Source organism: Dyadobacter sp. SRI_021 (assembly GCF_057586235.1).
This window is the reverse complement of the sequence record NZ_JBYCZM010000005.1, coordinates 142,315-167,708: the sequence shown is the minus strand read 5'-3', so window position 1 is coordinate 167,708 and position 25,394 is coordinate 142,315. Positions and strand designations below refer to the sequence as shown.

The 25,394-nt window shown below is 49.7% G+C and carries 12 protein-coding genes; 8 read left to right on the top strand and 4 right to left on the bottom strand.

Going from position 1 to position 25,394, the window contains the following annotated elements; genetic code table 11:
* Positions 1 to 20: 20 nt before the first annotated feature.
* The gene (locus AC2YIT_RS16760; RefSeq protein WP_487279905.1) at positions 21 to 3,212 is read right to left on the bottom strand and encodes a M4 family metallopeptidase; all 3,192 of its coding nucleotides are present in this window, start codon (positions 3,210 to 3,212) and stop codon (positions 21 to 23) included.
* Positions 3,213 to 3,449: 237 nt separating this feature from the next.
* Here AC2YIT_RS16760 and AC2YIT_RS16755 point away from each other — a divergent pair, with 237 nt between their 5' ends.
* Entirely contained in the window at positions 3,450 to 3,779 is a 330-nt protein-coding gene (locus AC2YIT_RS16755; protein ID WP_487279904.1) for a helix-turn-helix domain-containing protein, read from the top strand.
* Between the two features lie 24 nt (positions 3,780 to 3,803).
* Here AC2YIT_RS16755 and AC2YIT_RS16750 read toward each other — a convergent pair whose 3' ends face one another.
* The 3 genes from AC2YIT_RS16750 to AC2YIT_RS16740 form a co-directional block, all read right to left on the bottom strand.
* A complete protein-coding gene (locus AC2YIT_RS16750) occupies positions 3,804 to 6,158 on the bottom strand; it encodes an ABC transporter permease (protein WP_487279903.1) in 2,355 nt (784 codons plus the stop codon).
* A gap of 147 nt (positions 6,159 to 6,305) precedes the next feature.
* Positions 6,306 to 8,837 (bottom strand): alpha-L-fucosidase, encoded by a 2,532-nt coding sequence (locus AC2YIT_RS16745; protein ID WP_430848832.1) that lies wholly within the window; start codon positions 8,835 to 8,837, stop codon positions 6,306 to 6,308.
* A gap of 120 nt (positions 8,838 to 8,957) precedes the next feature.
* Positions 8,958 to 11,378 (bottom strand): TonB-dependent siderophore receptor, encoded by a 2,421-nt coding sequence (locus AC2YIT_RS16740; protein ID WP_487279902.1) that lies wholly within the window; start codon positions 11,376 to 11,378, stop codon positions 8,958 to 8,960.
* Positions 11,379 to 11,581: 203 nt separating this feature from the next.
* Here AC2YIT_RS16740 and AC2YIT_RS16735 point away from each other — a divergent pair, with 203 nt between their 5' ends.
* From AC2YIT_RS16735 to AC2YIT_RS16705, 7 genes are all read left to right on the top strand, one after another.
* The gene (locus tag AC2YIT_RS16735) at positions 11,582 to 12,778 is read left to right on the top strand and encodes a DUF5005 domain-containing protein (RefSeq protein ID WP_487279901.1); all 1,197 of its coding nucleotides are present in this window, start codon (positions 11,582 to 11,584) and stop codon (positions 12,776 to 12,778) included.
* Between the two features lie 2 nt (positions 12,779 to 12,780).
* A complete protein-coding gene (locus AC2YIT_RS16730) occupies positions 12,781 to 14,532 on the top strand; it encodes a class I mannose-6-phosphate isomerase (protein WP_487279900.1) in 1,752 nt (583 codons plus the stop codon).
* Positions 14,533 to 14,549: 17 nt separating this feature from the next.
* The gene (locus AC2YIT_RS16725) at positions 14,550 to 17,213 is read left to right on the top strand and encodes a glycoside hydrolase family 38 N-terminal domain-containing protein (RefSeq protein WP_487279899.1); all 2,664 of its coding nucleotides are present in this window, start codon (positions 14,550 to 14,552) and stop codon (positions 17,211 to 17,213) included.
* Positions 17,214 to 17,316: 103 nt separating this feature from the next.
* Positions 17,317 to 18,048, top strand: a complete 732-nt coding sequence (locus AC2YIT_RS16720) for a GntR family transcriptional regulator (protein ID WP_487279898.1) — start codon at positions 17,317 to 17,319, stop codon at positions 18,046 to 18,048.
* Between the two features lie 594 nt (positions 18,049 to 18,642).
* Positions 18,643 to 21,828 carry a SusC/RagA family TonB-linked outer membrane protein gene (locus AC2YIT_RS16715; RefSeq protein WP_487279897.1) on the top strand — a complete coding sequence of 1,062 codons (3,186 nt, stop codon included), beginning with the start codon at positions 18,643 to 18,645 and terminating at the stop codon, positions 21,826 to 21,828.
* 12 nt (positions 21,829 to 21,840) lie between these two features.
* Complete coding sequence (locus AC2YIT_RS16710; protein WP_487279896.1) at positions 21,841 to 23,697, top strand: RagB/SusD family nutrient uptake outer membrane protein; 1,857 nt, start codon at positions 21,841 to 21,843, stop codon at positions 23,695 to 23,697.
* Between the two features lie 412 nt (positions 23,698 to 24,109).
* Positions 24,110 to 25,387 carry an ROK family protein gene (locus AC2YIT_RS16705; protein WP_487279895.1) on the top strand — a complete coding sequence of 426 codons (1,278 nt, stop codon included), beginning with the start codon at positions 24,110 to 24,112 and terminating at the stop codon, positions 25,385 to 25,387.
* Positions 25,388 to 25,394 lie beyond the last annotated feature (7 nt).

Genomic DNA, 25,394 nt, shown 5'->3' with positions numbered 1-25,394 from the left:
TATAGTGTTTGGTGAAGGTTCTAAATTACATTCAGAATGATATCTGCAAACTGGAAGCCGACAACCCATTCGTTAAACGTGGAATTTGGATTGGCAAAATCGACTGTGATTACGTGAGGGTTAACAATGGGTTGCCCATTGAGAAAAACTGAAAACCGCGGCTGGTCGAAGGGGTAGTAAAGAATCGGATTGAAGATATTTTTCATTTTGAGCCTGAGCTTGTACTGGCCTTGGGGCTTGTTGAAGGCTTGCATGATTACGCCCGAGTTTTCGGAATCTACCAGGAGCTCTGTAACCAGATTATTGCCCGGGTCGAAAAGAGCTAATACATTACCATCCGGATCGATAAACTCGATGCCAAGGACATAGTCGGAGGTTTCCCAAGCAAGGCCGCCCTGGTTGTTGCGAAATCCTTTTAGTTCAATTTCAAAATTGACAAGTTTGGATGGCTGCGGTTGGTTGGATCCCGAACCTACTGTTTTGAAAACGTTATCCGCTGCGAAGATTCCGGCGCACGAGGACGAATTTTTGACGGTTACGGAGTATTTGTTCCCATTGGTGAGCGTTCCGGCCGGAACGGGCATCGAGGTTATTGTTGTTGGTTTGTTACTGAACCCTGGTACCAGGGCGGAGGTCTTGGCATCTCTGATCGTGACCAGATATGCACTTCCGGGATCAAACCAGAAACTGTCTTTCCATTTGATATCGAAATCCTGAAGAGCATCTATTTCGCTGATCAAGTCGATGGGAAAGACTACATCAGGCTGGTCCGGGCAAATGTTGTAGGTGAATGGTGGGGATAGCGCAGATTTGGCTCCGAGTGGCCCGACTGCCAAGACTGCCACTTCAAAACCTTGTTTGCTGTCGAACAGGGAGGCGTCCATCAGGCCGATATTGAAACTTACATCTTGTGTTGTGAAGATGGAAGTAAGATTGGAGGACTTTTTCTTGAAATGTAATTCGAAATGATGTACCAGGTTTAGGTTGAGGGTTCCCCCCTTCCATTCAAAAGCGGCAACGGGTGCTTTGAAGGCAAAGGCAGTACCGTTGATGGGATTTTTCATCGCTGGGACCGTCGCAGTTTTATTGGTTTTGACCCGCCATACGTTGTCGCAAAGGCCAAATTCGCTACCTTGTTGCGGCAGTACCCGAACTGATAAGTAGGACAAATCGGGTAGTGATGGTAGTTCTATTAATGCGGTGGTCAGATTGCCGGCAACGGTTTTCGTGCGGATAATATTCTGAAATGCGTCGTCTGTGGCAATTTGAATAACATAATTACTCGCACCCGAATAAGAATACCAACCGACCCAAAATCCGAGACTGCTGACCTCCACGGCCGGGTCACCCGGTTTTTGATTCAAAGCTTGAAGGACGGAGGTCCTTGGTGTTGAAACATTAACCGGTTCAGTTTTAGACCAGGCGCCATAGTTGTTGATTAGATATGGGGTATTGAATCGCTTGGCCCTTACGCGGGTAAAGTAGGTTTTCCCCGGATCCAGCATTGTATTGATAGTGCCGGATTCCGTGAAGTTACCGGAAAATGGGGTGGTGCCGGTAAAAGCGATTTTTGAAAATGCTTCGTCTTCACTTACCTCGTAAACGTATTGCTCCGCATTTCCGACACTTTTCCATGAAATGGACGGGTCGTTCCACGGATTGACGGTCCAGTGGTCGCTGGGTACTGTATGCCAGAATTGGGTCTGCTTGTCGTCAAGTGTGAATGCATGAGCCGGGCCATATTGCTGATATAACACACAAAGTGGATTGTACCCTTTGCAAAAATTGACACCTGCCTGTGTGATGCGCGCACGGGCATATACGCGCGTGCCGGGAAGATAGTGACCAGTCGCGAAGCCAGAATATGCGCTCCCGCCTCCCGGCTTGATAACCACCGAAAAGTTTTTGATCAGGATATTCTGCACGTTTTCCGTGAAAGCGGCATTAGTTGCCATTTGAACTTCCCATTCATCGACAGGCAAACCTTCCCAGGTAACGTTCACATCAACTCCGGGCCAGGGCTGGACACCGATCGTACCATGAGCGGGCGACATATAAAACGGGCCGAGATTGTTGTCACAGATACCTACTGCACACCATGCGTCCATTACAGCAAGGTATTCAGTGGAGTGAAGGCCGTAGAGCTGTTCAGCCACTGTAAGGGTTATTTGTTTGAGCTCGTTGAAATTGGTTTTCGCCGTGAGGTGGTCAAGGCAGTTCCACACGATCTGGATGGCATTTTCTATCCCTATTCCATTGAGTTGGTAAGAATAGCCGAGATCATTTATTTCAGTGCCAGTGGTGCCGACAGCCAGGAGATAATACCAGTGGTCAATCACTGTCGCATTCTGATGCTCAGGAAACTGTTCATCAAGGGGACACACATTGGCATAATAGTCTCCAAAATAAGTGTCTGGCTGTCCTCTTGAGTTGGGGTCATCAAAGCAGCTCCCCAGTATGGAATACCCTTTCCCCTCTGTCCATTTGTAAAATGCTGGAGAGTTTTGCTCGTATTCATTTAGAATGTACAATCCGATAATGTCGGCCAGGGCCTCTTCAAGTACCCTTCTTTCGCTACAAGGACTTGTGTTGAGGGGAGATCCCACTTTATTATCTATGATGCCATGAACAAGCTCGTGGCCTATCGCATCAATTTGAGTTATTTTTTCAGGCTCGCTTCCGTCAACTTTAAGAACAAATTCTTTAGCAACTGGGCTGTACGCCGGCGAAGATACCCACGACGGCTTGTCCTGGCCCTGAATATTCCAAATGATAGGTTTCCCGTTTATAGGCTGGTTATCAAGTCCGACCCATCCAAACTTATCCTTTATTACTTTTAGGGTCACTTCTGTTCCCAGTAACAGTGTGGCAGCATCTACGCTATGCTGTAAACCGAAAAGACCATCGTTAAAAACTGCATCAAACGGTGGTTGGTTTACAAATGGAATTTCTTCGGCAACACCGTTAATAATTCTGATTCGGGCTGAAGGTAAATCGTTTTCAGGCAGGATTTCAAGGCGCCTCTCAATGATGCTCCCTCCGGGATCAGTAGAGTATTCCATTACCCTAAGAGGCTTCGCAACTTCGTAATGTTCTGTTACAACGTCCTGCGTAACATTCTTCTGGTTGTAAATCTGTTGTGCAGGTACGGAGGTGAATGTGGCCAGGAGACAGATAAAGCAGCAAACAAGCAATCGTAATTTTCTCTTCATAATGCGTGTAGTTTTTGTACTAAATACATATTGCAAATAGCCTGAAAAACCGTGGCATTATGTTCATTTGAGTGGTGGTTAAGAACCAGTCTGGTGATACTTTTAACTAGTTGTCTGCAGGAGTAGAACTAGGAGTGTACACAGGCTAATCAATCGGTTGCCGATTGAAAACTGGGAGTAGGAATAATGGGTAACAAACGGCCTTTATACAGGTAAAAGATTTGTCAGTGGCACCCCATGAAAGAAAAAAAAATTCCTATCGGTGATAATATACGTCTCGTGCGTAACCGGTTGGGTTATTCGCAGGAATACGTGGCCGGGCGGCTAGGGATTTCCAAGCAACGTTACCGGCAGCTGGAAAATGAAGAACAGGATTCCATCACGATGGGCCGGCTTTCGGAGATCGCGGCGATCCTGGAAACAGACATTGAAACATTGATAAGCCTGCATAAGGTGAAGTTTTTGAAAACCGGATTTCAAAATGAAGACAATCAGGTACTACACCAACTGATCCAAACGCAACAGGAGCTGATCATCGCCCTTAAAGGGGGGATCAGCTCCGAGTAATGGGTTGCAGGTATTTGAATGCGTTTATTCGCTGCGCAGGCTCTTTACGGGATTGAGCAGTGCAGCGCGTATCGCCTGGTAGCTGACGGTGGCCAACGACACAATAATCGCCAGTATGCCCGACACGGCAAATGTCCACCACTGAATGCCGATCCGGTATTCGAAATCGTTGAGCCACAGGTCCATAACATACCAGGCAACCGGGGCAGCTATGACAATGGAAATGACCACGAGCGCCATGAATTCGCCGGAAAGTAGTGCGGCAATACTCATCACGCTGGCACCCAATACCTTGCGCACACCAATTTCTTTTACGCGGTTTTCGGCCATATAGGCGGCCAGACCAAACAGCCCGAGGCATGATATGAAGATGGTGAGGCCCGCGAAAATACCGGTGAGCCTGGCTACACGTTGGGTGTCTTCAAATTTCAGCGCATAGTCTTCGTCCACAAAATGGTATTCAAAAGGGTACTCTGGATTGTAGCGACGGAAAATGGCTTCGACGGCCGGCATGACATCGGCTGCAGGTTTGTCGGCCGTGAGTTTCATGTGTATAACGTTGAAAAAGCTTTGCGCACCTTCGATGATCAGGGGGCTCTGATGGTCATAAGGCGACCGGATCACAAAGTCCTTTACCACACCAACAATGTGGTATTGAAGACCATTGTCTTTGATCGTTTGCCCGATCGGATCTGTGAAGCCGAGTATTTTGGCCGCGGTTTCATTGAGCAGAACAGCCGCTGAATCGGAAGGGAATTTCGTAAGGTCCATATCGCGGCCCTGAATGAGTTGCAGACCGGCGGTTTTGACGAGCCCTTCGTCTTCGGTGAAAATATCAAAATCAATTTTTTCGGCCATGTTTTTGCCCTGCCATTCGATGCCCCATGTATCGGAGGAAACGCTGCTCAATGGAGAGGAAGTTTTGGTAACCGAGGTGGCAATCCCTGCGCTCAGCAACTCGCGTTTGATTTGCGGATAATGTTTGCCCAAATCACCGGTAATCCAGTGATATACCACTTGTCCGCGGTCGTAACCAGGGTCGCGGTTCTGGGCGTGACGGATTTGTTCTACCACGATGAGCGTAGAAATGATCAGAACGATGGCAAAACTGAATTGTACGACAACGAGTATTTTCCGGGGACTGAATGTAGCGTGTGTCTTTTTAAATGTCCCTTTGAGCACGCCGATCGGCTTGAACGACGAAAGGTAGAATGCGGGGTAACTTCCTGCTACTACACCTGTAAAAAGGATAAACGCAAATGCGGCAGCCCAAAATGTCGGATTCGTTACTGGTACCTCCAGTTCTTTGCCGATCAGTGTGTTGAATGCGGGCAAGGTAAGGTAAACTGCAATCATCGCGATCGTGCCGGCGATCATCGCGATCAGGATCGATTCGCCGATGAACTGGCCTACCAGGAGGCTTTTGGCGGCTCCGGCCGTTTTGCGGATACCCACTTCTTTGGCCCGTTTTTCGCTGCGCGCGGTGCTGAGGTTCATAAAGTTGATGCAGGCGATCAGCAGTATGAATGCTGCTATAATACCAAAGAGCCGCACAATGGCGATCCGTCCGCCAACGACTTTGCCGTTCTCGAAGTTGGAATACAAATGCCGCTTGCTTATCGGATGGAGGAATACTTCGTGTTCTTCTGTTTTGTTGGAATGGCGGATCGTAATATCCCTGATCTTCACGGCAAATGCCTCCGGATTTGTGCCGGGTTTCAACTGAACATAGGTTTTCACCGTATTAAACATCCAGCCGTCGTCGGCCGAGCCGATCTTCTTCAGATATTCGATCGGAAGGATGTATTCAAACCGGAATGCAGTGTTGGGCGGCAGGTTCTGCATCACACCGGTGATCGTAAAATTGTTCTTGTCGATGGATATGACTTTGCCCATTACATCCTCCGTACCGAACATTTTAATGGCCATGTTCTGAGTAACCACCATCGAACCGACCGAGTTCAGAGCCGTCCTTGCATTTCCTTGCAATAGAGGAAAGTCGAACATCGTCAGGAAAGCAGGATCGGTAATGATGGCTTCGCTCGAAATCTTCTTGTCACCTGCGCGCGTCACAAACCATCGGGAATAATTGCGCGAAATGTAGTCGACTTCGGGATATTCCGCTTTCAGGGTAGGCCCGAGCACTTGTGGGGTAGAATTCCAGCACTGCAATTTACCGTCGAACGTCCCGCGGTTCCAGGCTTCGTACAGATAGTCCTTATTCTTGTGAAAGCGGTCGTAACTGATTTCATTGTACATCCAAAACAGGATAAGTACGGCGCTTGCCATACCGACGGATAGCCCCAGAATATTAATCGCCGAAAAAGCCTTATTTCGGAGCAGATTCCTGAATGCGATTTTGAGATAGTTTTCCAGCATCTTTTTGTTCTTCCAGACAAATCTGAAATATTTGGAATCAAATAGCCTGCCAAAAAATTAAATAATTAATAGCCAGATGTTTAAGTGGTGATGTGGGCGCGGCTAGTGTCCGGTAACGAACAATGCGCGTTCGTCCCGGGACGCTGCCTACCGGTACAGTTCGAATTCGAGTATTCCCATTCCGCCGCCGACATCTCCCTTTTTTTCAGGCTTGAATGATCTGATTTTGAAGAACCGCGCATCGATGGGACTGAATTTCAAATCGATGACCCTGTCTGAATTGTTCTTTTTCTCTAAAAGTGTTGTCCACGTTTTGTTGTCAGCGGATGCCATTACCTTGAATTCTGTCGAGTAATTGGTTTGCGCAAAAGTTATTTTCGCTTGTTTGATGTCAGTTTCAATTTTTGCAAGGTCTACCAACAGCGTCCAGGGATATTGGCCTCCGGCAAGCGCCATCGTGGCAAGATCACCGTCGACGGCGTTTTCCGCGAAGAATATGTGGCTCGACGGGCCGAGAGCGGCTTCATTGTTGGCCCGCAAAAATGCTTGCTTACCCAACGCAAGGTTAACTCTTGTTCCACTGGCCTTCATCTTTTCGTATTTCAAACTAAGTAGTTGGCCTATTTTGTCGTCTATGACGGGTCGCTTGGTGCCCAATGGGCTTAAAATGTTGTATTCAACAACCCGGTAGTCCGTGGAAGAGGGGATATTCTTAAAATCCTCCGGCGCAAATTTGTCATTGCCATTTTCGCCGATGCTGATGATGTACGACTTCCCGGCTTCCAACAGAAGCGGGGGGATTGGCGCATATTGGTAACCATCATCAGCCACAGGCAGCAACGCGGTATTCAGCGATGCGGTCAGTACAGGATGGTCGTCTGTAAAGCGTGTAATGATAATTGGATGTCGATCCTTGTTGCCCTGGATATATTTTCGGCCGATATCCGTGAGCCGGATAGGCGTGGGGCCTACTGTAATGCGCATTCCCCTGTAAAAACCGTTCGGTTCGGTTTTTCCGGACACTTCCGCGGCGGCCGATGCCGCGGCGGCCGATGCCGTGGCGGCCAATGCCGGAGCCGGCGAGGCTGAACGGGCATTGGCCGCCGTCCTGTTGGCATTGGTCAAAATGGTAAATGTCTGGTCAAATACTTTGCTGGCAGGTTTTCCCGGTTCTACCGAGATAGCCTGAACGCGGCTTGTTTTAGTGATCGGAATCGGCGCTTTATAGAGTTTGGACTTTATTGTTGGCCGGTTCCCATTAATGGTATAGTATATTTTTGAACGGGGAGAAGCAGTCAACACCAACTTTTGACTTTTGTCGTAATCAATCGTGTCGGACAAGGAGGCTCTTGGCGTTTCACTCCATCCCTGATTCTTTTTGACAAAACTGGCGATCTGTTTCAGTTCTTCCCGGTAGACTTCCGGAAAAATGTCGCCATTTGCAGGGACCGGATAGCTAAGTATGTAAGTAGCGCCCACTTCCCAGTTTTTCTTGATATTCCGTATCATCATGTCCACTGGTTTCGGAGATCTGAGCTTGGGATCTTCCCGCCATGACCACGTGTTGTCCAGCAAATTGTCAACCTCGATAGCCAGCTTTTTCTTGACAGTGGTTGGTTTCGCCACTTCCAGTGCTGTTTCATAGGGGGAAGTACCGCCTTCGTAGATGATGACATCGGTATTGGGATATTGCAGTACCGTGCCGCCATTATATAGGCCGGTGTTGTTGGCAAATATTACTTTGGGATTGTTGGCGCGCATGATCGGGATCATCTTGTTCCAGGGGAACCAGTTGTAATCGAAACCCTGGTAAAGTTCTGTGGCAGAGGTCATATCGATCCAGAAACCGTCCACACCCATTAATACAAGTTCTTTGATCAACCCCAGATTCAGGGTGCCGTACGTACCATCCAGACCGGTGTCGACAATGTCCTTGTTCCAGGCCTTGTCGGGTGCGAAATAGGCTATGAACCTGATTCCTTTTTTATGACAGGCATCAATCAACTCCTTGACGAGGTTACGTTTGGTTTTCAGTTCCAGCTTGCTTGGTGTTGTCGAGGGCCATAAGCGCACCCCGTCACCCGCATTGATCGTAACTGTCAGCACCTTCCCTCCCAGGTCGACGACCGTTTGTGCCCATTCGTCGGCATTGAACTTGGTAATTCTTTTCTCAAATTGTTCGATGCCGTCCTTGCCCTTGAGCGATGGTTGTGTGAAGATTCCCCATTGTATGAATATGCCGAATTTGGCGTCTGCAAACCATTTGGACCGATATGGTGCAGCTTCAAAAACAAGTGGCTTGGTAGCGGAGACGCCTTTCGAATCGGTTACCTGGGCGGTGAATGCGTAGTTGCCCTCTTTGCTGGCCATACCTCTGATTTTTCCGGTTTTATCCATTTGAAGTCCTTTGGGTAGTTCGCCGCCGGCAAGAGTCCAGGTGTAAGGCGGCGTGCCGCCCTCAGCAGTCAGTTGAAAGAAGGGAGATGGCCCGGCCTCTGTCCAGGACTGGTAGATGATGTTGTCGACGAACGCGGGGTATATCGACGTTTTGGGACTTTTATTGTACTCGCTGGAAGATGTGGTAGTGATTTGAAGACCGGGATTTTGTCCTGAAACGGACAAGGAAACCGCTAGAAGTGTAAACAAGATACCAATCATCAATTGAGAAATCCTTTTCATAGCATCAAGGTTGTTTTGGCAAATATGGCTAGAAATATTGTGCCAAAGTGCGGATAAAGGAAAAAGCCGCCCCGGTAAGGCGGCTTTCGGTTACTTTCCGGCGTTTCTTTCATTTAAATCCTAGAAAGTGTAGGTGAAGTTGGCCAGCAATGCGCGCGGCGTCTGCGGGGCGATCGTCGACCATCCTTTGTAATACTCCTTGTTAAATGCATTGTTGAGTTTCAATCCGATGCGGTAATGTGCAGCCTGGTAGAACAGGGAAGCATTGGCTACGGTATAGGCAGGCAACATAAAGTCGCCCGTTGAGGTGTAGTTGATCGCATACCGCTCACTCGCACCGTTGAACCCGGCGCCTACGCCGAAGCCTTTCAGTTTCCCTTCCGGTAGTTCGTAGTTAGCCCACATATTGTAGAGTGTCTTGGGGCCTGCTCCCAGCGGACGCTTATTCAGGATCTGCTCGTTGTCCGATTTGGTTGTCTTGCTTTCATTGTTGCTGAACCCTGCCCGGATATTGAGCCCCTTCACCGGGTTGGCATTCAGCTCTACCTCAAATCCCCGGCTGTAAGCTTCGCCCCCCTGGATTTTGTTGAAGGGGGATGCCGGATCGGTGATTACCTGGTCTTTCACCTGGATGTCGTAGTAGCTGACGGTGAGGTTCAGTTTGTTATTAATGATATTGGTTTTAAAACCGAACTCGATCTGGTTCGCCTGTTCAGGCCTGAAAGACTTGATGGTTTGCGGGCCGTCTTCCGGGTTGCCTACGAGTTCGGGTGCTACATTGGTGAAGCCGTTCTGATAGTTGGCAAAAACGGAGAGTTTATCAACCAGTGGCTGGTACAAGATCCCGAACTTTGGCGAAAGTGTGGTTTGGTTGTAATCATCGTCGGAGCTCGATACACTGCCTGCATTGTCGAAATGGTCGAGGCGGAGACCTACCATTACGGACAATGCTTTGGTAATATTCAATACATCCGAAGCGTAGGCGCTGTAAATGTTGTATTTCGATTTGGCGTTAGCCACATTTTTTGAAGCCAGCACTGCGTCGACGGCGGCTGCGGAAAGCGGGTAAGCGGTGGTTTCGACCTCGGGCGTAAATGGATCATCGCCGTTAGAACCACCGTCGGGAGTAACATTTCCATAAAATGCGTAGGCGGTACCGTTGCTGGTGGAAGTTGCAGTGAAATAATCCAGACCCAGTACGACGCGGTTTCTCAGCGAACCCAGCTTGAAATCCCCGATGAAGTTCTGCTGGATATCGGATGTCCCGGTGTATTCATTCTGTTTATTCAGGAAACGGGAAAATGTGTTGCCTTTCAGGATGCCGTAATCGAAAAGATAGGTGTAATAGCCTTTGGTAGAAGTGGCGCTTTTGGAAACCAGCGTTTGCGATTGCCAGGTATCGGACAGTTTGTAATCCATTTCAACCCGGTAGTTTTGGGTCGGGTTCTGCAAAGTCAGATCATTGCTGGTGAACGACAGTTTGTAGTTGTATCCCAACTCCTTCATGTTTTTCGCGACCGAGGGAGCACTCCGGTTCAGGAAGAGGAACATCGGGTTAGTCTGTTCGGCCTGAGTGATTTCGCCATAAAATGAAAAGGACAACCTGTTATTCACTTTGTAAGAAAGCGAGGGCGCTACGAAAAACGACTTTCTGAAGCCTGCGTCCTGGAAGCTGCGTTCGGTCGCATATGAAGTGTTCAAACGGAAGTAAAGGTTTTTTTCCTTGTTCAGGGCCGTGTTGAAATCGCCGGTAATCTGGTTTAAGCCGAAAGAGCCGGTTGTAAACGATAGCTCGCCACCCGTTCCCACGTAAGGTTTTTTCGTAACCACATTGATAAGCCCGCCGTAAGAACTCACTGCGTTGCCAAACAACGTGGCCGAAGGTCCTTTCAGCACTTCGATCCGCTCAATGTTGGCGGGGTTAATTGTCCCATTCGTTAGCCCGGGAAGGCCATTCACGAGCTTTGGCTGTACAGAAAACCCGCGAAGCGAATAGTAGCCGGCGCCGTCGCCACCCCGGCCGGTGGAAGTCCAGAGGTTATCGACCCCGGCCGCGTTTTTGAGCGCGTCATCAAAATTGGTAACGATCTGAGATTGTAAAAGGTAGTTGGTGATCGTGCTGTACACCTGCGTATTTTCGAAGTCCTTCAAAGGCAGCTTGGCGACGTATGCCGTGTTACTACGAGAGAATTTGTTCTCCCTTTCACCCTGCACAACCACCTCGCGCAAAATTTCATCGCCCTCATAAAGTGTAATGGCCCCAAGCTCGGCTTCATCCTGCGAAATAGCCAGCGGTAGTTCCCGGGTTTTAAACCCGACGGATGAAACGGATAAAATGTAATTGCCAACATTGATATTGGATATTTCAAATGCACCATTTTCATCGGTGTAAGTGCCGAGTCCGGCACTTTTGATGATGATGCTTACGCCGGGTATGCCAATTTGGGTATTGTCGACAACCTTTCCTCTTACTTTTCCTGTTTGGGCAAGCACCAGTGAAGGCAAGAGCAACCAAATGAGTAGGTATAACAGATATTTCATTTATTTAGACTTATTATAATTTGAATGCCGCAAAAGTATTTCCTGTACGCAAGAGTTCCAAAGGTTTTTGTAATATTCCGGTAACATAATAGCTGGTAACCACTACTGTGCGGGCGGCAAGTGAAAGGAAAAGAAGCCGGATAATGAAATAATGTATATACATATGTACATATAAACTATATTTAGGGAAAATTGGACAGCGGATGAGAAACACCACTCTGATTTTAGGGATAATCTGGTCTTGTCTCGGATACGCGTCCGGGCAAGCACACACAAGCGTGTGCGAACTGAATGTGAACGAATTCACAGCTTCGCCGGCGCCGGAGTGGTCGGACCTGTTCCTGCGAAAATCGGGCTGGTTGGGCGGCGATGGTATATTTGCGATCCCGTTTTCCGGACGCGATACCCAGAAGGAGGACAGCATTCTTTTCCTTTTCAGTGATACCGTCCTGGGGGAAATTGATGAGGCTGCGCTAAAACCAGGATTCTCGCTGGTAAACAATTCGGTCGCATTGTTGCATGGGAAATCGCCCGATCCGGACAAAATCGCATTCCGGGTTGCAAGCGGCGGAGAAGGGTATCGCGCCGTATTTATCCCGAAATCCGACAAACCCGACAAGGATACCTATTTCTGGCTGGGCGACGGGTTCGTGAATCCGGACGCTGGCAAAGACCTTTTCATTTTTGCTTACAAAATCACCAACACACACGATAATTCACCATTTCCGTTTAAGGAAACGGGAAATTCGGTGATCAGGGTACCAGCAGGCAGCCGTTTCCCTTATGCGGATCACGAGCAATTTGCGCTGCCGTTCAACGACTACCATGCCGGCGGGGAAACGATTTCGTTTGGTGCAGGCATCTATAACAATAGCCGGGCAGCCGGAGAAACCTCGCCCGATGGCTTTGTTTACATTTATGGCGTCAAAGGCTCCACCAAGAAACTGGTGGCAGCAAGGGTGAGACCCGACCGGCTCACAGCGTTTGATCAATGGGAGTTCCGGGGAGAGAAGGGCTGGTCGAAAGACGCAGGGGCGGTTGCAGCTTTAAGCGACTCGGTTTCGAACGAGCTAAGTGTGAGTATGCTGGCGCCTGGTAAATATGCATTGGTGTATCAGCTTGGCAGCATTTTCCCTGAAATCTGCATGCAGATCGGGCCAACGCCTTATGGGCCGTTCGGGCCGAGGATTGTATTGTATAAAACGTCCGCGGATATCCGCGACCCCGACCTGTTTACCTACAATGCCAAAGCGCATCCTGCATTGTCCTCCCGGGGCGAATTGCTCATTTCCTATAACGTCAATACTTTCAAATTTCTGGAAGTATTGCCCAAACAACCCAATCTTTATCGTCCGCGCTTTGTGCGGATCCAATTTAGCCAAAGCTCCAAATCAAAATAGAAATGCCTTCAAATTACGATAAATACCCCTTTATAGAAGTAAGCAAATCATCCGACATGTGCTTTGTGGGCTGGGACGGTATTTTTGGGCAGGTAGCGCGCTTTGTCCAGGAAGCCGGCCAGCCGAGGTGTGTGATCTGCGTGGATGTGTATCACGGGGTCGATACCGGTCCGATACGGGAAGCTGTCGGGCGGCACATGCCCGCGGCCGCGGTAATCCATACAGGCGATGTGCTTAAAAGCGTGCCCGAGATCGGGGCGATGGTATACCCGTTCGTGACGGATGATCAGGTCTTCGGGAAAATGAATGACCTCGAAATGGCCGACTTTTTTGATACCGACCAGTTGCAAAAGGTGCGCGGGCAGATTCACAGCATTGCCTCGGGGATAGTCGTCGTTTATGGCGAGGGTGCCGCCCTTTTTGCGGATCCCGATCTACTTATTTATGCTGATCTGGCGCGCTGGGAAATCCAGAAAAGAATGAAACGCGGCGTCGTCGGCAACTTCGGCATGGATAATGCGGACGATCAATTTGCATTGAAATATAAACAGGGCTATTTTCTCGATTGGCGGGTGTTCGACCGCCATAAGCTCCTGTTTTTTGATAGGATAGACTTTTTCATCGACGCCTGTAAAGAGGACGAACCCAAAATGGTGAATGCGCAGCTTTACCATCAAGGACTGGACATAGCTGTCAGACGGCCGTTCAGGGTTGTTCCGTTTTTCGATCCGGGACCGTGGGGAGGGCAATGGCTTAAAGAAGTCGCTGACCTGGATCGGGGGGAGGTTAACTACGCCTGGGGATTCGACTGTGTTCCCGAAGAAAACAGCCTGCTTTTCAAATTTGGTGAGTGTGTTTTCGAGCTGCCTTCGATCAACCTGGTGCTTACCCGGCCGCGGCAATTGCTCGGCAAGCACGTTTACGGTCTTTTTGGAGCCGAGTTCCCGATCCGTTTCGATTTCCTCGACACCATGGATGGCGGCAACCTGAGCTTGCAGGTACATCCTACGCGGCAGTACATCAAGGAGCATTTTGGCATGGATTACACCCAGGACGAAAGTTATTATTTTCTGGAAGCCGGTCCGGATGCCTGCGTATATCTGGGCACTCGCAGAAATGTGAAAGCGGCGGATATGATTGCCGAGCTGGAAAAAGCCCAGAGCGGGTTGGAGGATTTTGATGCGGAGAAGTACGTTAATAAGCTGCCTGTCAAAAAGCATGACCACATCCTGATCCCGGCAGGTACGGTCCATTGCTCCGGCAAGAATGCGGTTGTCCTCGAAATCTCGGCTACCCCCTACATTTTTACCTTCAAACTGTGGGACTGGGGCAGGCTAGGCCTCGACGGCAAGCCGCGGCCGATCAACATCGAGCATGGTAAAAACGTGATCGATTGGAGCCGGGACGAGGATTGGGTGAAAGAAAACCTCTTCAACAAGGTCGAACAGATTTCGGTAAATGGCCATTCGATGGAAGAATCGACGGGGCTGTTCAATACCCAGTTTATCGAAACCAGGAGGCATTGGTTCGACAGCAAAGTGACCCATTATACCAACGGTAATCTGAACGTAGTCAATCTCGTGGAAGGTGATGAAGCTGTGGTGGAAAGCCCTGATGGTCTTTTTGAGCCATATGTAATCCATTATGCCGAGACGTTCATCGTGCCTGCGGATGTTGCGTCGTATACAATAACGCCGTCGGGAAAGAGCGTAGGAAAGAAATGCGCCACGTTGAAAGCCTACGTTAGAAAATAGAAATTTCGTTTGTCCGAATGTTAAAAAGAGCAACACTATTGATTTTGACGGCGCTGGCTTTGCCGGCTCCGGCGCAGAAAAACACGGCCGATCATCCGAAGGTCACGGACATCTGGTTGGTTTTCAAGACTCATTTCGATCTAGGTTTCACCGATTTGCCCGAAAATGTGTTTCAAAGATACCGCGGCGAAATGATGGACGGAGCGCTGAAAATAATCGATGATAATGCGAAGCTGCCGCCTGAAAAGCGTTTTACCTGGACTGTGCCCGGCTGGCCGCTCAGCGAGCAAATCCTGGGACCGTTGCAAACGCCCGAGCGCAAGCGAAAAATTGAAAAGGCGATCCGGGAAGGTGCAATTGCCGTGCATGCCTATCCGTTCACGACGCACACTGAATCGCTCGACTATGAAGACCTTGTACGCGGGTTGGGATTTTCATCAAAAGTAGCGCGGACTTATGGGGTGCCGTTGCCCATCAGCGCCAAATTGACCGACGTACCCAGCCATTCGTGGGTGTTGCCGACGTTGCTGCATCACGCGGGCGTAAAATTTCTTCAAATGGGCTGCAATCCTGCCAGTCAGTACCCGCGGGTACCGCCGCTGTTCTGGTGGGAGGGTGCCGACGGTTCGCGGATATTATGTCAGTACACGGCACTATATGGGTCGGAAATTAAACCAGGTGCCGATTGGCCTTGCCGAAATTACCTGGGAATGATCATGACCAATGACAATGAAGGGCCTCCGGCAAAAGAGCATCTGGATGCTATTCTTAAGAAAATTGCAACCGATTTGCCGGGAGTAAAGGTGCATTTGGGCACGCTGGACGATTTTGCCCGCGCTGTTTTAAAAGAAAACCCGGAACTCCCTGTCATCAAGGGAGATATGCCGGATACCTGGATACACGGCGTTCTGGCCAACCCAAAGGAAACAGGGACTGCAAGGCGAGTTCGGCCCATGGCCCCGGCGCTTGAAGGCCTGAACACGCAAATGAAGATATGGCAACTGCCGGTCCAGCCGGTTTCAGAGCAATTGGCGAAAGCTTATGAGCAAAGTCTTTTATACGCCGAGCATACCTGGGGAATGAATGCGGAATACGGGCCGCGTTACAGTTATGGTGAAGACTGGAAAAAATGGATGCGCGAAGCGGAGGCCGAACCAATCCCAGCGAATGGTGATTATTCCCTGTTAAAGAATAGCTCCGCCCGGCACCCCGAGACGGGCAGCAAGCGAAAATGGCTGCATTCCTATGACGAGAAACGGCAATACATCATAAACGCTGCACAGATCGTGGAGGGCCAGCTGAGCAATCACCTCGAACTGCTGGCCAGGTCGGTCGGTATGGAGGGAAAGCGGATGGTCGTGTACAATCCGTTACCATGGAAGCGGTCGGGAATGGTGGAGGTTCCCTGGAAAAAGGGGACATACTTTCTGGCCCGGGATGTGCCGGCGTCGGGTTTTGCGTCGTTTTCAGAAAAGGAAATCGGGCAGGCCACCGGCGCCGCGAGCACACTTCCTGCATTGGAAACACCTCATTTCAGCGTGGTTTTTGATCTGAAAAAGGGCGGGATCTCATCACTCGTTGAGAAAAAGAGCGGTAAAGAGCTCATTGACACCAGCCAGGGATATGTGGCGGGGCAGTTTCTGCATGAACGATTCAGCAGCAATGAGGTTGGGGCATGGTTTAACCAATACAGCCGAATTGAGGAAGGGTGGGGGCTTAACGACCTGGGAAAGCCCGGGATGGCCGACGCGGCGCAGGTTCCTTATCTCGCGTCAACTCCGCAGAACTGGCACGTCAATATTGCCAGTTCCGATGTGGCTGACGTCGCAACATTAACGCCGAAAGATACCCGGGGCCTGGCGAAAGGTTATCAGATCGTGTTCTCATTCCCAAAGCATGAAGGTTACATCGATGTGGAATGGTTTGTAGATTCCAAAACGGCTGAAAAGCATCCGGAAGGTGGCTGGTTATGTTTCCCGCTGGCGGTGAAAGAGCCGGTTTTTACAGTTGGGAGGCTCGGAGGAATGGTCGATCCATCGAAGGATATTGTTGCCGGTACCAACAGATACCTGATGGCGGTTAACTCGGGAGTGGCCGTAACCGGAGCGGACGGTTCGGGTGTAGGCCTTTCCCCGATCGATTCACCGTTAATCAGCCTGGGCAAGCCGGGCCTGTGGAAGTATTCGGAAACCGATATGCCCCGAAAAGCTGCGGTATTCATCAATCTTTACAATAATATGTGGAACACCAATTTCCCACTCTGGCAGGATGGCTCATGGAGTGAAAAAGTGAGGATTTGGGGAATTGACGGGAAGACGAAGGCGAACCAGGATCTCGTGCGTAACGCGTGGGAAGCACGGCTGCCGTTGCTCACCGGGGCTGCCGATGGTCCGAAAGGCCACCTTCCAACCCGGCAGGAGGGGTTGGCCGTTTCAAGAAAAGGTACCTTAGTGACTGCATTTGGCGATAATCCGGATGGCGCAGGAATCGTTTTACGGCTATGGGAGCAGGCAGGCGAGGTCGGGGATATTACAGTCTCTTTTCCCGAAAAATCGAAATTTGCAAAAGCTACTCCCGTCAACCTTCGCGGAGAGGTGGTGAGTAAGCCTTTTTCTGTTACAGATAACAAGCTCCGTTTTTCCCTGGGGGCATACCAGCCCGCGAGCTTTTTGCTCGAATAATACCTGGTTGGTTACGGAACTTTGGAGGGTTCGTTTGGCTTAATTATTTCCGGGCGTGGTCAAAATTGCTATTTTTGCTTTTGTCTATCTGCAATCCGTCAATATGAAATTTAGTATCGATCACAAGAGTCCTGTTCCTTTGCATATCCAGGCAGAGAACTTATTACGCAACATGATCAACTCTCCGGAACATCTGGATGGGAAGTTCTTGCCGAATGAGGTGGAGCTGGCAAAGCGGTTGGCCATTTCCAGGTCGACCCTGCGCCAGGCACTCAATAAGCTGGTGTATGAAGGACTGCTTATCCGGAAAAAGGGGATCGGTACGAAAGTGACGGAGCCTGTAATTAGTTCAAAATCAAAGAACTGGTTGAGCTTTACGCAGGAGATGAATGCGCGCGGGATTATCGTCAAGAATTTCGAGCTGCATGTGACCTGGGTGACGCCCGACGAGAAAATTGCCAACTTCTTTGATATTGGCACCGATAAAAAGGTGCTGAAATTGGAGCGGCTCCGGGGTAAAGCCGAAGGGCCGTTTGTCTATTTTATCTCCTATTTCCATCCGAGAGTAGGGCTTACAGGCGAGGAGGATTTCAAACGGCCGTTGTACGATATTCTTGAAAAAGACCATATGGTGATCGCCACGCTCTCGAAGGAAGAGGTGAGCGCGATTGCGGCCGACAAGTTCACCGCTGCGAAATTGGAAGTCGAACCCGGAAGTCCCATCCTTTTTAGAAAACGTTTCGTGTTTGACCAGGGCGAGCGGCCTATCGAATACAATATCGGCTACTACCGCGCCGACAGCTTTGTATATACAGTTGAAAGCGTAAGAGAGTAGCCGACATAATCTTCAAACTAATATGGGAGCCACAAGTCCGGACATTGCCGGATGGGTGGCTCCGTTTTGTTAACTGTTATCCTGCACCTGCTTCCCATTTTACTTCGCATTGGCAACGGACTATCGAAAAAGGTCAAAGGAGTATTAACTGACGACGGTAATTGTAGATACATTTACCGCCCTTCTACACGCATAGTTCTACGGATTTTCACTTTTTGTAAAACAGCGTTTACTTATAAAATTCATACAAAATCAATGAATTATTATTTCCGATAATATTTGTATGTTCGATTATATGTTTATATGTTTGTACATATTAAAGTATCATTACGGATAATATCATAAGTGAGTAACGTGAGCCCTGCTCCGATGGCTATTGCATTGCTTCTATTCTAAAAGAAGCGATACAAGAGGCCCGAAAGGACTACCTGGTGAAGCATTGGCGATGGGAGACCGCATGCAAGCTATCCGGAATGTATTGACGTTTATTCATTACCGTTGCATATATCATCAGCAAACCCCAAGAATTTTCGATCATAACCCGCAGGTGTTCCTACCCGCAGGCAGGGACTTTATTAATTAAACTTTCCTTTTATGAGACCAAAACTACTGACTGAAAATGGGCACGGTGCGTCGTGTACCCTATGGGGGATTGCGTTGATGGGGTTTCTCGCCCCGATGGCGTGGGCAAATGCCGGTCCGCTCAGTCGCGCCCCCGGCGTACCGACTACCGGCGAACGGACATCCGGTATTGCCGCACATGCTGCACACCGAAGCCGGGCCGAACAAGCCGTTTCCGGGAAGGTTACGGATGAAAACAATGCCGGGATACCGGGCGTCAATATCCTTGAAAAAGGAACCAACAACGGCGTGGTGTCCGATCAGGACGGGAATTACGCCATCCGGGTGAAGGATGAGAACAGCGTGTTGGTTTTTTCTTACATCGGTTACACGAGCAAGGAGGTCAAGGTTGGCTCGCAGTCGACAATCGCGGTGAAGCTGGATGTGTCGCCCCAGGAGCTCAACGACGTGGTGGTGGTAGGTTACGGCACGCAGAAACGGTCCGAACTGACCAACGCCGTTGTGCAGACAACCGGTGCGGAGATCAAGAAATCCAATGCGGTGTCACTGTCCAACTCGCTTGCGGGCCGTATGGCCGGGGTGTATGTGACGCAGCGGAGCGCTGCGCCGGGTTTCGACGATTCACAGATCCTCGTGAGGGGCGCCAGTACGTATCGTAACACTTCGGCGCTGATCGTAATCGACGGAGTAGCCAACGCCGATCCCGACGGTCTAAACCGCCTCGATCCCAATGATATTGAATCTATTTCTGTGTTGAAAGACGCTTCTGCGGCTATTTACGGTTCGCAATCGGCAGGAGGGGTTATTCTTGTTACGACCAAAAGAGGGACTACCGGAAAGCCCGCATTCGACTTTTCTACGACACAATCATGGCAATCACCGACGATGAAAGTGAAGTCGGCTGATGCATTCCAGTACATGAAGGTACTAAACGACAGAAGAGCGCTGGAAGGAACGCCCCCCGACTTCCCCGATGCATTGGTCGAGGCATTCAAGACCGGCCAGCGCAGGCCGGAGAACTGGTGGAATGCCCTGATCGGCCCGCCCGTCAGGCAAACACGTTACTCGCTCACCATGCGGGGCGGGACCGACCGGGTGAGGTATTTCTTGTCGTTGGGTACGGCTTCGCAAGGTGGTATCCTGCGTGGCGACACCAAATCGAAGCTGCGGCAATACAACGTGAGAAGTAATATTGATGTAACTGTAACCAAAGACTTTGAAGTTGGCCTCGATCTTTCGGTTCGTGAAAAATATACCCAAACGCCCCAGGGCGGTCCCGGCGGGGAAGTGGGCGCGCTGGCAAGTACCAGTCCGTTGCAGGAAGCCTATATTGGTGGAGACTACCGGTATCCAGGTGAAGGATGGTCGCATTTGAACCCGGCCGCCCGCCTGCAAAGTCCGGGCTACCGCAGATACAAGGCCGATGTGGCCAGCGGAACGCTGCGGGCCAAGTATAGCATCCCGTTCGTGAAAGGATTGGCGCTCGATGGCTATTTGTCGCTTGTCAAAACGGTGGATTACAATAAGCAGTTTAACTACGTATGGCCTTATTATGAGCGGGCTCCGGATGGATCTATCGTAAAAAAGCAATCCAGAACGGTGGAGGACATTGGTCTGCGGGAGGACTTCAAACAAAGTTTGCGTACGACCGGAAACGTGAAACTCTCGTACGCCACGACGTTCGCCAGGGACCATAAAATAAGCGCATTTGTGGCCTATGAGCAGATGAGCTATAACGACAACCTGTTTTGGGCACAGCGCCTTGGTTACGATTCGCCGCTCATCGACCAGCTTTTTGCCGGAAGTACCAACCGGGCGAACTGGAATAATGATGGTACCGCCACGGAATCGGGCCGCCAGAACTTTTTCGGTCGTGTGAGCTATGACTTCAAGGAAAAATACCTCTTTGGTTTTAGTGCGAGATACGACGGCTCTCCGATTTTCCCGAAAGAGACCCGTTTTGGATTTTTTCCGCAAGTCTCGGCTGGGTGGGTGATCAGTAACGAAGCATTTATTCCTAAGAATGTCATCAGTAATCTGAAATTGAGAGCATCCTGGGGGCGACTGGGTAACGACCGGGTGAATCCGTTCCAGTACATCGCTGCCTATGGCTATGACGCCGGTTGGGTAGTGAATGGGGTGGATGCCCGCGGGATTGCCGTGAAGTCGACGCCGAACCCGAATATCACGTGGGAAGTGAGCGAAAAGACCGATTTGGGTCTGGAAGCGGCATTTTTGAATAACCGCCTGACGTTCGAGGCCGATATTTTCAAAAACAAAACTTCCAATATTCTCGGCAGAAGGCAGGCTTCGATTCCCAGCTACACCGGTTTGATCCTGCCGGATGAGAACATTGGTAAGATGAACAGCCAGGGTATCGAATTGCAGGCGGGCTACCGGCACAACTTCTCGAATCTCACGCTGCGTATCAACGGAAATATCTCACATAACAAAAACGAGATTGTCTATTTCGATGAAACCCCTCAGGCCGAGCCTTATCAGAAGCTGGAAGGGCAGCCGTTCGGCTCGCGCCTGGTTTACAAGGCCATCGGCATTTACCGGACGCAGCAGGATCTGGACAACAGCGTGAAATATCCGGGCGCGACTTTGGGCGGGCTGATTTTTGCCGACCTGAACAACGACGGTAAAATCGACAGCAACGACCGTTACATGTTCAATACCACTAATAATACCGATGCTACTACCGGGGTTACGACGATTTTCCCGAGTACGCAATATGGCGTGAGCGTAGGATTGAATTACAAAGACTTCGACCTGACGATGTTGCTGCAAGGCCAAAGTGGCGCTAAGTTCCGTTTGAGCACGGGATTCAACTCCGGTGCGGGAGGTAATGGTCTGGAATACGTAGCGCTGAACAGTTATTCCAAAGAGAATGTGAATGCCGAACTGCCGATGATCGCTCCGACAGGTCTTGCCAATTCGGACAGCGACTTCTATTACCATAAGGCGACCTGGATGCGCATGAAAAACATGCAGCTGGGTTATACGCTTCCCAAAAGCCTGCTTTCGAAAGCAAGGATTACCGCTCTGCGGATCTATGTTTCAGGGGATAATGCATTCATGCTCTTCAATTCGCTTAAAAAGTATGGCAATGGTGACCCTGAATTCCTGAGCGGAAACGGTGGTGCGTATCCTAATATGAAGACCCTGAGCTTCGGCCTCAATCTTACTTTCTAATTCAGATAACCTATGAAATATTTAGTTATAAAAAATCAGGTAATGAAGCGGGCATTAACGATGTCGATCGTCGGCATCATTGCTGCGGCTACTTCCTGTAACGTGCTCGACAAGAAGCCGCTGGACGCGATATCGGATGAGGCGGTATTTAATGATGCGGTCTTTCTTCAAAACTATGTGTACAACATCTATAACGGGATCAAGCCGCCCTGGGCGCCTGGTACCGGCGGCTATGATGCGCTGACGGACATAGCCGTGAACCAACCCGAAACCCATGAGCGTTCGGCAGGTATCCGCAACTACATTGAAGGGAATATGACCGCGGACAATGTTTCGGATCTGGCCGCGATGCAGGATGGCACGCCGCTTTGGAATTATGAATACGGCTTTATCAGAAAGGCAAACGTATTTTTTGAGAATATCGAGAAATCGAGCATTCCCGCCGATAAACTGGATCCCATGAAGGGCGAGGTACATTTCCTGCGGGCGTGGATGTATTTCGAATTAATGCGAACATTTGGTGGCGTACCCATTATTACAAACAGTTTTCAGCTGAACTCGGAGAGCTTTGATGTGCCCCGGAATACGTTCGATGAATGCGCGAAGTTTGTATTGGAAGAGTCGGATAAGGCTATCGGATTTTTGAACGGGGTGCCGGTCAATACCGGCAAGATCAGCAAAGCGGCTGCCATGGCGCTCAAAGCGAGGGTATTGCTTTTTCTGGCAAGTCCGCTCAACAATCCTTCCAATGATATGGCTAAATGGAAAGCCGCCGAAACGGCTACCAAGGCCGTTCTGGACCTGGGATTTACACTGCACCCCGAATATGCAGCGCTGTTCAAAAAGCCCTTGAAGACGGATGAGACCATTTTCGGGAAGTCGTTTACGCCTGCTACCCGGATACCCGGCTGGGGGTACAATTACGACTACTGGCCCAGTGGTTTCGACGCGCAGCAGCGGATTGTACCGACGCAGAATTTTGTAAATATGTTTCAGATGACCAACGGCGAGTATCCCTATCTGGCCGACGGCGTGACAGTGAATGCGGCTTCGGGTTACGACCCGCAGAAACCGGAGAAAAACCGCGATCCGAGGTTCTATGACGCGGTGATTTATCCCGGAGCAGGGCCGCTGAATATCGTCGATGGTTCGAAAAGTACTGAGCGCTTGTACGAATATTGGGAAGACGCCAACCCCAACCCTGACAATGCGCCTCCTTATATCAATCCCAATAAGGTTGATCCTAAAAATGGCCAAAATCTGTTCGACTTCGGCCGCGATTCGAAAACCTATTGGGTAAAAGGCCTTACACCTTTCCATTGGCGGGTTCAAACGGGTTACACTTTCAAAAAGACCGACGATTTTGTCGGGCCGCGTGCGAGCTTTGATTATGACTATAACCAGGTAGTCGTGTTCATGAGGTTGACCGAGTTTTACCTGAATTACGCCGAAATCCAGATAGCGTTGGGTAATGAGGCTGTTGCGAGGGAATACATCAACAAGGTTAGAAAGCGGGCGTCGGTAAATATGCCCGATGTCAAAAGTACCGGCGCTGAGCTGGTGAGGGTATACCGGAACGAAAGGGCTATCGAGCTGCACTTGGAGGATTCCCGCTTCTTCGACCTTATGCGTTGGAAAGCGGCCCCTGGGAATGTGGATATCGCGGTCAGAGGCCTTACGAAAGTTACCATGGACTGGACCGGTGCCAAGCCAGGTGATGCTTTGGGGAAATTATCCTATACCTACGGCGTAATTCCCGAAGCCGAGGTACGCAAGCCGTGGAAAGGCGACCATTACTATCTGTTTCCGATCCCGAATACGGAAATCCGGAAAAGCAATGGCGCGCTTAAACAGAATCCTGGCTATTGATCAGGCACAAATTTCTAATAGAGTGAATTAGTAAATAGTTGAGGTATTTGGGACCAATGGCGGGGCATACCCGCCATTGGTTTTTATAGACGGTTTCAATAAAAACTCGTGCTGCGCACGTGCGGAAAGGGTTCGGCAGCTGGCAGGAATGAGCCTTCCAGTGTATGTATATTGTGTATTTTAATATGTATATACATATCATACATATTGGCTGAATTTCGACAAAAAATTTCTGTTTCTCTTAGAGCTTGTAGAAGTAAAACACAAAACGATATCTGATATTTATTTTGTAATTAATTTAAAATCAACTGGTTGAGTTCAAAATGTATTATTTTTGTATGTTGATTTAATGCAACTTTTTTGACTGTTAGTGATATGTTTGTATATTTGAACATATATTACAAAGTCCCTTATGGAAGCGCCAAATGTAAGTCTGGGGTTGGATGTCGGAGGAAGTCATGTTACGGCCAGTGTCGTGGATATGTCTTTCACCGGAGAGCGGTCGCTTTCGATGGTGCGAAAGGAAATAGATAGCTTCGGTGCTGCCTCGGAGATTGTGGCTGCGATCGCTGATTGTATCACGGAGGCGCTCGCGGGCAGGGAGCCGGTTGCCGGAATCGGGATCGCATTTCCAGGGCCTTTCAACTATGCCAGAGGGATTTGTACAGTCCTTCACGTAGGTGGGAAGTTCGAGCGCATGTTCGGGCTGCACCTCGGGCAGGCGCTTAAAGATGCTACCGGTATGCCCGATACTGCGTTCCGGTTTTTCAATGATGCGCATTGTTTTGCGGTTGGCGCTTATGCGCGGAATAGGCTGGAAAGTAAACGAACCGTTTTCCTTACGCTAGGATCGGGTTTCGGATCGTCGTTCATGGAGAACGGTGCGCTGGTGACACATCATAACGCATTGCCCGGGTCGGGTGCATTCTACAATGAGCCTTTCGGGGAATCCATTGCCGACGATTATTTTTCAACGCGCTGGTTCCATCATGCCTACAAGCAGGCCACCGGGCAGGCTATCAAGGATGTTCGTGAACTGGCTGAAATGGACTCGGAAGTTTCGAAAGGCATATTTCATGAATTTGGTGCCAACCTAGGCAGGTTTTTGCTTCCATGGCTGAAAAAGTTCGGATGCGATGAGCTGGTGATCGGCGGTAACATCGCGAAAGCAGGTCATTTGTTTCTCAATGCACTAGAAAACCAGTTGAAACCACTTGATTGTAAAGTACGTGTGGTTTTTTGTGATGATACCGAAGCATGCATCCTTACGGGCGCCGCCTGCCTGGCGAACCGGGAAGGAGAGGCCTCTGACAATGCTGTTGAGAGCACGGACCCTGCATTTGATACCGGTCTTCTGGTCGAGCGGCTGCGTCATGAAAAGACAGCGACGATCGATGGTTTTGAAGTGCGTTCGTGGGAATTTGTCCGGCAGAAGCTGCATGCGGCGCTGACAGCCGCCGGACGGAATGTGCTTTGGTACGACATAGACGCCTGTCTTAAAACCCCTGCCGCCGATGAAAGGCATTTGGGGGACGGATTTCATTCATTAGATGATCAGAAAATGAGGGTGCTGCGCCCTGATACTTCCGCGGATTTGTGTATTGTTTACGGCACTGGTGCTGCTTTGTGCGGTTGGGAGGGAAAACTGGTGAACCTCAATTCCGACCTTGAAATGAAACCCGTCTGCTGATCGAAAG